Origin of the sequence: Actinoplanes cyaneus, from assembly GCF_016862095.1 — a bacterium.
Lineage (GTDB): Bacteria > Actinomycetota > Actinomycetes > Mycobacteriales > Micromonosporaceae > Actinoplanes > Actinoplanes cyaneus.
The window spans coordinates 83,314-95,656 of sequence record NZ_BOMH01000010.1; the positions used below are offsets into that span (position 1 = coordinate 83,314).

Annotated in this window: 9 protein-coding genes; 7 read left to right on the top strand and 2 right to left on the bottom strand. The window is 71.3% G+C overall.

The window, feature by feature from the left end; translation table 11 throughout:
• Window positions 1-52 precede the first annotated feature (52 nt).
• Together Acy02nite_RS07110 and Acy02nite_RS07115 are read right to left on the bottom strand one after the other, a co-directional pair.
• Complete coding sequence (locus Acy02nite_RS07110) at window positions 53-1,285, bottom strand: SLC13 family permease (RefSeq protein ID WP_203739008.1); 1,233 nt, start codon at window positions 1,283-1,285, stop codon at window positions 53-55.
• Between the two features lie 42 nt (window positions 1,286-1,327).
• Complete coding sequence (locus tag Acy02nite_RS07115) at window positions 1,328-2,626, bottom strand: hemolysin family protein (protein WP_203739009.1); 1,299 nt, start codon at window positions 2,624-2,626, stop codon at window positions 1,328-1,330.
• A gap of 347 nt (window positions 2,627-2,973) precedes the next feature.
• Between Acy02nite_RS07115 and kdpF the strand changes: the two genes are divergently transcribed.
• The 7 genes from kdpF to Acy02nite_RS07150 all read left to right on the top strand — a co-directional run bounded on the left by kdpF (window position 2,974) and on the right by Acy02nite_RS07150 (window position 12,337).
• Complete coding sequence (kdpF, locus tag Acy02nite_RS07120; RefSeq protein ID WP_203739010.1) at window positions 2,974-3,063, top strand: K(+)-transporting ATPase subunit F; 90 nt, start codon at window positions 2,974-2,976, stop codon at window positions 3,061-3,063.
• The gene (kdpA, locus tag Acy02nite_RS07125; protein WP_203739011.1) at window positions 3,063-4,709 is read left to right on the top strand and encodes a potassium-transporting ATPase subunit KdpA; all 1,647 of its coding nucleotides are present in this window, start codon (window positions 3,063-3,065) and stop codon (window positions 4,707-4,709) included. The genes kdpF and kdpA overlap by 1 nt, the downstream gene beginning before the upstream one ends.
• Window positions 4,706-6,766, top strand: coding sequence for a potassium-transporting ATPase subunit KdpB (kdpB, locus tag Acy02nite_RS07130; RefSeq protein ID WP_239174362.1), 2,061 nt, complete (start codon window positions 4,706-4,708; stop codon window positions 6,764-6,766). Before kdpA ends, kdpB begins: the two co-directional genes overlap by 4 nt.
• Before the next feature lie 5 nt (window positions 6,767-6,771).
• The gene (locus tag Acy02nite_RS07135) at window positions 6,772-7,575 is read left to right on the top strand and encodes a potassium-transporting ATPase subunit C (RefSeq protein WP_203739012.1); all 804 of its coding nucleotides are present in this window, start codon (window positions 6,772-6,774) and stop codon (window positions 7,573-7,575) included.
• A 2-nt stretch (window positions 7,576-7,577) separates the two neighbouring features.
• Entirely contained in the window at window positions 7,578-10,055 is a 2,478-nt protein-coding gene (locus tag Acy02nite_RS07140; RefSeq protein WP_203739013.1) for a DUF4118 domain-containing protein, read from the top strand.
• Window positions 10,052-10,723, top strand: coding sequence for a response regulator (locus tag Acy02nite_RS07145; protein WP_203739014.1), 672 nt, complete (start codon window positions 10,052-10,054; stop codon window positions 10,721-10,723). The genes Acy02nite_RS07140 and Acy02nite_RS07145 overlap by 4 nt, the downstream gene beginning before the upstream one ends.
• 72 nt (window positions 10,724-10,795) lie before the next feature.
• A complete protein-coding gene (locus Acy02nite_RS07150) occupies window positions 10,796-12,337 on the top strand; it encodes a methyl-accepting chemotaxis protein (RefSeq protein WP_425548225.1) in 1,542 nt (513 codons plus the stop codon).
• The last annotated feature ends 6 nt before the right edge of the window (window positions 12,338-12,343 follow it).

Here is a 12,343-nt window from a genome sequence, read left to right on the forward strand (position 1 = left end):
GGCCGGCGCTACGTCGGCCGCCGAGCCCGCGACCGCGACCGCCGGGCCGGGGTCAGGAGGCGCCGGAGAGCCGCAAGCCGGCCCACAGCGTCACCACCGCCGCGATCAGGCACAACGGCACAGTGGCCAGGCCAAGCAGCAGGAACTCGCCGGTCCGCGGCGCGGCGTCCCGGGCATGCAGGATCCGCCGCCAGAGCAGCGTCGCCAGCGAGCCGACGTAGGTCAGATTCGGCCCCACGTTCACCCCGATCAGCACCGCCAGCACCAGTCCGGGTGAGTGTGCCGCGGCCGGCAGCAGGACCAGGGTCGCCGGCAGGTTGTTCAGCAGGTTCGCGAGCACCGCGGCCAACCCCGCGACGAGGAGCAGCCCCACCAGATCGGCGTGCCGGGGCACCAGCGCGTCGATGCGGTCGCCGAGCCCGTTCGCGCGCACCGCGAGGACCACCACGCCGAGCCCGAGGACGAACGCGCAGAACATCGGGTTCGCCTCGGTGACGAGCGTGCGGACCCGCAGTTTGGGCCAGAGCGGGACGGCCAGCGCGACTGCCCCGGCCGCCGCCACCCAGGCCGGCTCGACGCCGAGCGGCTGCAGCGCAGCGAACGCGGCGAGCGTCAGGGCCAGGACGACCAGGGCGTACTTCGGGGCCGGCCCGGGTGGCTCCGGAAGAGAAGCCCGGCCGTCCAGGTCTTTGGCGAAGAAGAAGCGGAAGATCACGTACTCGACGGCGACGACGGCGATCCACGGCACGGCCATCAGCGCCGCGAACCCGGCGAAGCTCAGCCCGCTCGCGGCGAAGGCCAGCAGGTTCGTCAGGTTGGAGACGGGCAGCAGCAGCGACGCCGAGTTCGCCAGGTGCGTGCAGGCGTAGACGTGCGGGCGGGCGCGGACCCCGGCCCGCGCGGCTACGGTCAGCACGACCGGGGTGAGCAGCACGACGGTGGCGTCCAGGCTGAGCACCGCGGTGGTCACCGCGGCCGCCGCGAAGACCGCGGTCAGCAGCCGTTGCGGGCGTCCGCGGCCGAACCGCGCGACGGCCGTGCCGGCCCAGGCGAAGACCCCGTGCTCCTCGGCGAGGTGCGCCAGCACCAGCACGGCCGCCAGGAACAGCACTGTCGGCAGCAGCTCCCGCACCTCGTGCAGGGCGTCCCGTGGGGTGACCAGGCCGCCGGCGACGCAGATCAGCGCCGCGGGAACCGCCGCGACCGCTTCCGGAAGGCCGCGCGGCCGGGCGACGGCGAAGGCGAGCACCGCGCCCAGCAGCACGAGCGCAATGATCGTGAACACCGCCGCACGCTGCCCGATCCGCCGGCCGGGCAAACACCGGGGTCAGGCGACTGTGGCGGGCTTCTCACTCTCGACCGGCCGCAGCCGCAGCCGGGTGATCGCCCGGCCGGTGACCTCGACCACCTCGGCGGTGTGCCCGTCGATCGCCACCGTCTCGCCCGGCGCGGTCGGGATGTGCCCGAGCCGGGCCAGCACCAGACCCGCCACGGTGGTGTAGTCGCCCTCGTCCTCCTCCTCGAGGTCCACGCCGATGTCCGGCAGATCGTGGATCGGGAACGTGCCGGGAAGCAGCATCGCGCCGTCGTCCTCGCGGACCACCGACTGCACGTCGCGGTCGGTCTCGTCGTAGATCTCGCCGACCACCTCCTCGACGAGGTCCTCCATCGTGACGATGCCGTCGATCGCGCCGCGCTCGTCCACCACCAGCGCGAGCTGCTGACGCTGGGAGCGCAGCTGGCGCAACGCGTCGGTGATCTTCAGCGTCTCGGGGAGGAAGAGCGGCGTGAACATGTGGTCGATAACGTGCCCGTCCGAGCCGATCAGGTCACGCAGGTGCACCACGCCGAGCACGTCGTCGAGCCCCAGCGGCCCGGTCACCGGCGCCCGCGAATGCCCGCCCTCGACCAGGAGCTGCAGGGCCTCGCCGGACTTCATCACGGCCGGCAGGATCAGCACGTCGCGGCGCGGGACCAGGATCTCCCGCAGGGTCCGGTCGGCGATCTCGAACGCGCCGCTGATGATCGTGCGCTGCTCCGGCGTGAACTCCTGCTGCTGGGCGACCATGTCCCGGATCTCCTCGGTGCTGACCTCCTCGCGGGCCGCGTCCGGGTCACCGCCGGCCATCCGCACCACCAGGTCGGTGGCCTTGCCGAGGAACCAGACCACCGGCCGGGACAGCGTCGCCAGCACGTCCAGCGGGCGGGCCACCGTCAGCGCCCAGCCCTCGGCGCGCTGCATCGCCACCCGTTTCGGCGCGAGCTCGCCGATGACCAGGGTGAAGAAGGTCAGGACGATCGTGACGAGCACGATCGCGGCCGGCTCGGCGGCGGTGCCGAGGAAGCCGAGCGGGCCGATCAGCGGCTGCGCGAGGGAGACGGCCGCGGCCGCCGACGCCAGGAAGCCGGCCAGGGTGATGCCGATCTGAATGGTGGCGAGAAACCGATTCGGATCCCGCGCGAGTTTGGCCAGGGTCCGCCCTGTCCGGGACTGCCGCTCCAGGCGCTGGAGCTGGCTCTCCCGCAGCGAGATCAGGGCCATCTCACTGCCCGAGAACGCCGCGTTGAGCAGCACCAGAACCACGACCAGGACAACTTGCCACCCGTATCCGCCCACGGCGGACATCAACTCCCTCGCACACGTCATGATCCGCCGCCGAGGATCGGCGTCGAATCAGGTCAAGGTACCCAGCGAAGCTGAACGTCACTCTCAGGATCTGTTCTTTTTGTTGACATCGAGCGCGGCGGGGTGACCGGCGTCTCCCGGCGTCAACAGGGCGTCAATAACGACGCGAACGGCGTCTGCGCGGTGTGAACGACCCTGCCACCCGCGCCCGCGGCGAGGTTGAGTTCCGGCGTACCCCGAAAACCCCTCGATCCCAGGAGAACTCCCGTGGCCGATCTCGGCTTCGTCGTGCTCACGGTGGCGCTGTTCGCAGCGCTGACCGTGCTGGTCCGGGCGGTCGAACGCTGATGAGCGCCGTCAACCTCGCCGGCCTGATCATGGCCGTCCTGCTGGCCGCCTTCCTGGTGGCCGCCCTGCTCTTCCCGGAGAGATTCTGATGTCCGGCTGGTTTCTGACCCTCTCGCTGGTGGTCGCGCTGGCCGCGGTCCACCGGCCGTTCGGCGACCACATGTACCGCGTCGTCGTCGACAAGCGGCACACCATGGTGGAGCGCGGCATCTACCGCGCGGTCGGCGTGGACCCCGCGGCCGAGCAGACCTGGGGCGTCTACGCCCGGTCGGTGCTGGCGTTCTCCGCCGTCTCGATCCTCTTTCTCTACCTGCTGCTGCGTCTGCAGGACCGGCTCTGGCTGTCACTGGGCATGGACCCGGTCAAGGACCACGTCGCCTGGAACACCGCGGTCAGCTTCGTCACCAACACCAACTGGCAGGCGTACGCGGGGGAGTCCACGATGGGCCACCTCGCGCAGATGTCCGGCCTGGCCGTGCAGAACTTCGTGTCGGCCGCCGTCGGGATCGCCGTCGCGGTCGCGCTGCTGCGCGGTTTCGCCGCCCGGAAGGCGAGCACGCTGGGCAACTTCTGGGTCGACCTGACCCGGATCACGCTGCGGATCCTGCTGCCGATCTGTGTGCTGGCCACGCTGATCCTGATGATCTCCGGGACGGTGCAGAACCTCTCCGGCGGCACCGACGTCACCACGCTGACCGGAGCGACGCAGCACCTCACCGGGGGCCCGGTCGCCTCGCAGGAGGCGATCAAGGAGCTGGGCACGAACGGCGGCGGCTTCTACAACGCCAACTCCGCCCACCCGTTCGAGAACCCGAGCGTGTGGACGAACTGGCTGCAGCTGTTCCTGATCCTGCTGATCCCGTTCAGCCTGCCGCGGGTCTTCGGCCGGATGATCGGGCAGAACCGTCAGGGGTACGCGATCGTCGCCGTGATGGCGGTCCTGGCGATCGCCAGCATCGCGCTGACCGTGGGTTTCGAGACGCACGGCGCCGGCACGGTCCCGCAGGCGGCGGGCGCGGCGATGGAGGGCAAGGAGGCCCGCTTCGGGGTCAGCGGCTCGGCGGTCTACGCGGCCGTCACCACGCTCACCTCGACAGGCGCGGTCAACTCGTTCCACGACTCGTACACGTCGCTGGGCGGCATGATGCCGATGATCGACATGATGCTCGGCGAGGTCGCTCCGGGCGGCACCGGATCGGGCCTCTACGGGCTGCTCGTCCTCGCGCTGATCACGGTCTTCGTGGCCGGGCTGATGGTCGGGCGCACCCCGGAGTACCTGGGCAAGAAGATCGGCGCCCGGGAGATCAAGCTGGCGTCGCTCTACTTCCTGGTCACGCCCGCTCTGGTGCTGATCGGGACGGCCGCCGCGTTCGCGACCGGCAACAACGCCACGGCACTGAACACCGGGCCGCACGGGCTCTCCGAGGTGCTCTACGCCTTCACGAGCGCCGCCAACAACAACGGCTCGGCGTTCGCCGGCATCACCGTCAGCACCGGCTGGTGGGACACCGCGACCGGCCTGGCGATGCTGCTCGGGCGGTTCGTGCCGCTGATCCTCGTGCTCGCGCTGGCCGGTTCGCTCGCCAGGCAGCAGCCGGTGCCCGAGTCGGAGGGCACGCTGCCGACGCATCAGCCGCTCTTCGTCGGCATGGTCGTCGGCGTGACCGTCGTGCTCGTCGCGCTGACCTTCCTCCCCGCTCTCGCTCTCGGACCCCTCGCGGAGGGCCTCTCATGACCGCCGTTCTGGAAAAGACCCAGACCAGGAACACAACAAAGACGATTGCCGCCGTACGGCGTGACGCCCTGCCCGACGCGCTGCGCAAGCTCGACCCGCGCACCCAGTGGCGCAACCCGGTCATGTTCATCGTCGAGATCGGCGCGGTCTTCACCACCGTCCTGTCGATCGCCGAGCCCAGCCTCTTCGCGTGGCTGATCACCGGCTGGCTGTGGCTGACCGTGCTCTTCGCGAACCTGGCCGAGGCGGTCGCCGAGGGACGGGGCAAGGCGCAGGCCGCCGCGCTGCGCTCCGCCAAGCAGGACACCATGGCGCGCCTGAGGGACGGCCGGGTCGTGCCGGCGCCGGACCTTGCGCTCGGCGACGTGGTGGTGGTCGAGGCCGGCGAGACCGTCCCCGGCGACGGTGACGTCGTCGAGGGCATCGCCAGCGTCGACGAGTCGGCGATCACCGGCGAGTCCGCCCCGGTCATCCGGGAGTCCGGCGGCGACCGGTCGGCGGTCACCGGCGGCACGAGGGTGCTCAGCGACCGCATCGTCGTGCGGATCACCCAGCGGCCCGGCGAGAGCTTCGTGGACCGGATGATCGCCCTGGTCGAGGGCGCGAACCGGCAGAAGACCCCGAACGAGATCGCGCTGAACATCCTGCTGGCCGCCCTCACGATCATCTTCCTGCTGGCCGTGGTCACGCTGCAGCCGCTGGCGATCTTCAGCAAGGCGTACCAGGCGGCGGCCCCGGACAGCGCCGCGATCACCGCGCACGGCGTGACCGGGATCGTGCTGGTGTCCCTGCTGGTCTGCCTGATCCCGACCACCATCGGGGCGCTGCTCTCCGCGATCGGCATCGCCGGCATGGACCGGCTCGTGCAACGCAACGTCCTCGCGATGAGCGGCCGGGCCGTGGAGGCGGCCGGTGACGTGAGCACGCTGCTGCTCGACAAGACCGGCACGATCACCCTCGGCAACCGGCAGGCCTGCGAGTTCGTACCGCTGAAGGGGGTCGATCCGCAGGCTCTTGCCGACGCCGCGCAGCTCAGCAGCCTCGCCGACGAGACTCCGGAGGGTCGCTCGATCGTGGTGCTCGCCACGAGCGAGTACGGGCTACGGGAGCGTGAGGCGGGCCTGATGACCGGCGCCACCTGGGTGCCGTTCACCGCGCAGACCCGGATGAGCGGCGTCGACCTGCCCGGCCGCAGCATCCGCAAGGGCGCGGCCGCCTCGGTGATCACGTGGGCGCGGCAGCACAGCGCCGAGGTCGACGCCATCGTGGACCGGATCAGCGACGAGGGCGGAACACCACTGGTCGTGGCCGAGAACGATCAGATCCTCGGCGTGATCCACCTCAAGGACGTGGTGAAGCCCGGGATGCGGGCGCGGTTCGACGAGATGCGCCGGATGGGCATCCGGACCGTGATGATCACCGGCGACAACCCGCGCACCGCGGCCGCGATCGCCGCCGAGGCCGGGGTCGACGACTTCCTCGCCGAGGCCACGCCCGAGGACAAGCTGGCGCTGATCAGGAAGGAGCAGCAGGGCGGCCGGCTGGTCGCGATGACCGGTGACGGCACCAACGACGCGCCCGCGCTCGCCCAGGCGGACGTCGGCGTGGCCATGAACACCGGCACGTCGGCCGCGAAGGAGGCCGGCAACATGGTCGACCTCGACTCCGACCCGACGAAACTGATCGAGATCGTGGAGATCGGCAAGCAGTTGCTGATCACCCGGGGCGCGCTGACGACGTTCTCCATCGCCAACGACATCGCCAAGTACTTCGCGATCATCCCCGCCATGTTCGCCGGGGTCTACCCGGGCCTGGACACGCTCAACGTGATGCGGCTGCACTCGCCCGGCTCGGCGATCCTCTCCGCTGTCGTCTTCAACGCGATCGTGATCGTCTTCCTGATCCCGCTCGCCCTGCGCGGGGTCCGCTACCGGCCGTCGTCGGCCGCCGCGCTGCTGCGGCGCAACCTGCTGATCTACGGCGTCGGCGGGGTCGTCGCGCCGTTCCTCGGCATCAAGCTCCTCGACCTGTTCATCCAGCTCATCCCCGGGATCTGATCCAGATGCGTCTACCTGCCTGGCTCGCTCACCACCTCGCCGCGCTGCGGGCGCTGCTCGTCCTCACCGTGATCCTCGGTCTCGCCTATCCACTGCTGTTCGTCGGCGCCGGCAAGATCCCCGGACTGTCCGCCAAGGCCGGCGGGTCGCTGGTGACCGTCGGCGGCAAGGCCGTCGGCAGCTCCCTGATCGGCCAGTCGTTCGGTGACGACCCGCGCTACTTCCAGAGCCGGCCGTCGGCCGGCGCCTACGACCCCACGGCGACCGGCGCGAGCAATCTCGGGCCGGAGGACGTGGTCGACACCCCGGACCGGCAGAGTCTGCTCACCCAGGTCTGTGCCCGCGGTCTGGCGATCGGCAAGCGGGAAGGCGTGGACGGCAGCCGGCCCTTCTGCACTGCCGACGGGGTCGGCGCGGTCCTCGCCGTCTTCCACCGGGACGGCTTCACCGGGCCGGTCACCAGGGTCGTGTCGGTCAACCAGACCGGCGCCCCGTTCCTCACCACCTATCAGGGGGTGACCGTCGAACCGGCCGAGGCGGGCGAGGACTACCGGGCCCTCGGCGCCGTGATCACCCCGATCCGCGGCAACGCCCCGGACCACCCGGTGGTGCCCGCCGACGCGGTCACGGCGAGTGCCTCCGGTCTCGACCCCGGCATCTCTTCCGCGTACGCGGATCTGCAGGCACCGCGGGTGGCCCGGGAACGTGGCGTCACACTTGATCGCGTACATCAGCTGATCGGAAGGAACACCGAGGGTGGCGTCGTCAACGTGCTGAAGCTGAACGTCGCGCTGGACGGCGGCAACTGACCATGGCTCGCGGCGAGTTGCGGATCTATCTCGGGGCGGCGCCCGGCGTCGGCAAGACCTACGCCATGCTCGAGGAGGCGCACCGGCGCGCCGAGCGTGGCGCGGACGTGGTCGTCGCGCTCGTCGAGACGCACGGCCGCAAGCACACCACCGCGATGATCGGCGACCTGGAGGTGCTGCCACGCCGCGAGATCGGCTACCGCGGCGTGGCCTTCACCGAGCTGGACCTGCCGGCCGTCCTCGCCCGGCGGCCGGAGATCGCGGTCGTCGACGAGCTGGCGCACACCAACGTGCCCGGCAGCGCGCACGAGAAGCGCTGGCAGGACGTCCGGGAGCTGCTCGACGCCGGGATCAGCGTGCTGACCACGGTGAACGTGCAGCACCTGGAGTCGCTCAACGACGTGGTCGCCCGGATCACCGGTGTCGAGCAGCGCGAGACCGTGCCCGACGCCGTGGTCCGCGAGGCCGAGCAGGTCGAGCTCGTCGACATGACACCGGAGGCACTGCGCCGGCGGATGGCGCACGGCAACATCTACCAGCCGGAGAAGATCGACGCGGCGCTGGGCAACTACTTCCGTACCGGCAATCTCACCGCCCTGCGGGAACTGGCCCTGCTCTGGCTCGCCGACAAGGTGGAGGACCAGCTCGATCGCTATCGGGCCGACAACGACATCGACGCGACCTGGGAGACCCGGGAACGGGTCGTGGTGGCGCTGGCCGGCGGGCCGGAGGGCGACACGCTGATCCGCCGGGCGGCCCGGATCGCCGCCCGCACCAAGGGCGCCGGCCTGATGGCCGTGCACGTGACCCGCAACGACGGGCTGGCCGGCGCCGACCCGGCGGTGCTGGCCCGGCAGCGGGTGCTCGTGGAGAGCCTCGGCGGGACGTATCACCAGGTGTCCGGCGCGGACGTGTCCCGGGCGCTGCTGGAGTTCGCGCGCGGCGTCAACGCGACCCAGATCGTGCTCGGCGCGTCCAGCCGGGGCCGGTTCGCCCAGCTGCTCACCGCCGGGGTGGGCATGACGACGACCGCGCTCTCCGGCTCGATCGACGTGCACCTGGTCACCCACGAGCGGGCCGGCCGGGGCAGACGCCGGGAGCGGATGCCGGCCGCGCTGTCCCGCGGCCGCCGGATCGCCGGCTTCGCGACCACGCTGCTCGGCCTGCCGCTGCTCACCGCGGTGCTCGCCACCGTGCCGGACCCGCCGCTGGTAAACGACATCCTGCTGTTCCTGGCAGCGGTGGTCGGCGTCGCGCTGGTCGGCGGGCTCTGGCCGGGGCTGCTCGCCGCGGTCGCCGGGTCCCTGCTGCTGAACTGGTTCTTCACCCCGCCCTACCACCGGTTCACCATCGCCGAGGGGCAGAACCTGCTGGCCCTGTCGATCTTCGTGGTGGTCGCGGTCGCGGTGAGCTGGGTCGTCGACACCGCAGCCCGCACGACCCGGCAGGCCGCGCAGGCCGCCGCCGAGGCGCAGACCCTCGCCGCGGTCGCCGGCGGAGTGCTGCGCGGGCAGCGGCCACTGGTCGCGTTGCTCGACCGGCTGCGCGAGACGTTCGCGTTGCAGTCCGTGGCGCTGCTGGAGAACGGGACGGCCGTCGCCGCGGTGGGCGAGCCGGTCTGCGCCGACCCGGCCGGGGCGGACGTCACGGTCACCGCCGATGACGGGCTGGTGATGCTGCTCAAAGGCCACACGCTGGAAGCCTCGGACCGGCGGATCGTGGAGGCGTTCGCCGCGCAGGCCGCGGTGGCGCTGCGCCAGGAACGGCTCGCCGCCGAGGCGGCCACCGCCAAGCCGCTCGCGGAGGCGAACAGGCTGCGGACCGCGCTGCTCGCCGCCGTCAGCCACGACCTGCGTACGCCCCTGGCCAGCGCGAAGGCGTCAGTGGCCGGACTCCGCAGCGCCGAGGTGGAGTTCGACGAGGAGGACCGGGAGGAACTGCTCGCCACCGCCGACGAATCACTCGACCGGCTCGACCGGCTCGTCGCGAACCTGCTCGACATGAGCCGCGTGCAGTCCGGGGCGCTGGGCGTGACGCGGATCGCGGTGGGCGCCGAGGAGGTCGTACCGCGGGCTCTGGATGATCTCGGTCCGGAGGGGCGGGTGATCGCGGTGCGCGTGCCGGACGACCTCCCGCTCCTGGACACGGACCCCGGGCTGCTGGAACGGGTGCTGGTGAACGTGCTCGCGAACGCGCTGCGCTACAGCCCGCCCGACCGGCCGCCGATGGTCACCGGCAGCAGCCACGGCGACACGGTCGAACTGCGGATCATCGACCACGGCCCGGGCATCCCGGAGGACCGGTGGGACGATGTGTTCCTGCCGTTCCAGCGACTCGGTGACCGTGACAACCACAACGGCGTCGGCCTGGGCCTGGCCCTCTCCCGCGGGCTGGCCGAGGCGATGGGCGGCACGCTCACCCCCGAAGAGACCCCCGGAGGCGGCCTCACCATGATCCTCGCGCTCCCGGCCGCCTCATGACCATCAAGATCCTTGTGGTGGATGACGAGCCGCAGATCGTCAGGGCGCTGCGGATCAATCTCAAGGCTCGGGGGTACGAGGTGGAGACCGCCCGGGACGGCGCCTCCGCCCTGCACGTGGCCGCGCACTTCCACCCCGACCTGGTCGTGCTCGACCTGGGCCTGCCCGATCTGGAGGGCACGGAGGTGATCGCCGGCCTGCGCGGCTGGACCACCGTGCCGATCATCGTGCTCTCCGGGCGGGCCGGCAGCGCCGACAAGGTCGAGGCCCTGGACGCCGGCGCGGACGATTACGTGACCAAGCCGTTCGGCCTCGACGAGCTGCTCGCCCGGATCCGCGCGGTGACCCGGCGCGTGCAGCCGCCGGAGACCGAGTCGCCGATCGTCACGATCGGCGCGCACACCGTCGACCTCGCCACCCGTTCGATCAGCGGCGACGTGAAGCTCACCCCCACCGAGTGGCAGCTGCTCGAGCACCTGGCCCGGCACCCCGGTAAGCTGATCACCCAGCGTGAGCTGCTGCACGACGTGTGGGGCCCGCAGTACCAGACCGAGACGAACTACCTGCGGCAGTACATGGCCCGGCTGCGCCGCAAACTGGAGGACGACCCGGCCCGCCCGCGGCATCTGCTCACCGAGCCGGGTATGGGGTACCGCTTCCGGCCCTGAGTTTTTCTCTACATCCCGTCGTGAACAGGCCGAATGGTGTGGTGACAGGTCTGGCGGCGAAGGGGTGGCAGCGTGCGGTGGTTCGGTTCCCGGGAGGACGGCCTGATGGTCGCGCGGCCCATCCCCCGCGACGTGGAGGCGCTCGAGGAGCTGGTCCTGGCCCTGGACACAGCGGTCGACGAGACGAACGCGTGGCGGATCACGGTGGCCAGCACTGTCGAGTCGTACGGCTTCGGGTACGGCGCGGTCTGGGTCCCTCAAGGCAGGGAACTGGTCCTGGTGCACGAGACCGGCCGGCTCGTGCCGCAGATCAAGGCGGTCATGTCCGGCGGCACTTCCCTGCCCTCCGACTCCGGGCTGATCGGTAAGGCGTACCGGTCCAAGCAGCTGGCGCACGCCGAGTCGGTGGCCGAGTGCGGTGACTGCCGGCGCTGCAAGGCGGCGCTCGACGCCGGCATGGTCGCCGGCCTGGTCCTGCCGGTGGTCAAGGGCACCGAGGTGGTCGGGGTGCTGGAGTACTACTCACCGACCGCGCTCTACCTGGACGCACCCCGCAGGGAGAAGTTCGCGACGATCGCCCGGATCGCCGAACGCGCCCGTAGCGGTGCTGTCGCCGCCGCCGAGCTGCGCCAGGTCGCCGACGACCGGATGGCGGTCACCACGGTCGTCTCCAAGGTGGGCGCGGCACAGGACACCCAGGGGGCGCTGCGAGCCGCCCTGGACGCGGTGCGCTCCTCGTTCGGCTGGGCGTACGGGTCGTACTGGGAGGTCGACCCGGCCGACAACGTGCTGAAGTTCCAGGTGGAGTCGGGCTCGGCCGGTGACGAGTTCCGCAGGGTCACGCTGGCCGCCACGTTCGCCGAGGGCGTCGGGCTCTCCGGTCGTGCCTGGCGGGCCCGGGACCTGGTCTTCGTGCGCGACCTCGCCGAGCTGACCGACTGCGTGCGGGCGCCGGCGGCGGGCCGGGCGGGGGTGCGTTCCGGGGTCTGCTTCCCGATCATGAGCCATGACCAGATCGTCGGCACCATGGACTTCTTCACCACCGAGTACATCGACCTCTCCGACTCCCGCGCCGCCGCCCTGCGCAACGTGCAGCAGCTGGTCAGCCAGCGACTCGAGGTGCTGCGCGCCGGGGAACGGTCGGCTGCCAACGCGCGCGCCCTGCTCGACACCGTCGATCGTCTGCGCAACGCCAGCGGTGACGCCACAGCGGTCGCCGAGCAGGCCGTCACCCGCGCGTCCGCGATGACCGCCGAGGTCGCCGCGCTGGGACAAGCGTCCACCGCGATCGGCGACGTCATCAAGATCATCGAGTCGATCGCCGAGCAGACGAACCTGCTCGCGCTGAACGCGACGATCGAGGCGGCCCGGGCCGGGGAGGCGGGCAAGGGCTTCGCGGTGGTCGCCGGAGAGGTGAAGGACCTGGCCCGGGAGACCGCCGAGGCGACCCAGAAGGTGGCCGAGCAGATCGCCGGGATCCAGGCCAGCGCGGAGACGGTCGCGTCCGGCATCCACACCACCAGCGAGACGATCGGCAAGATGGACGCGGTCCAGGTCCGGATGAACGAGGTCCTCGCTGAACAGGCTGAAATGGCCCGCGCTCTCGAAGGATGACGGTTT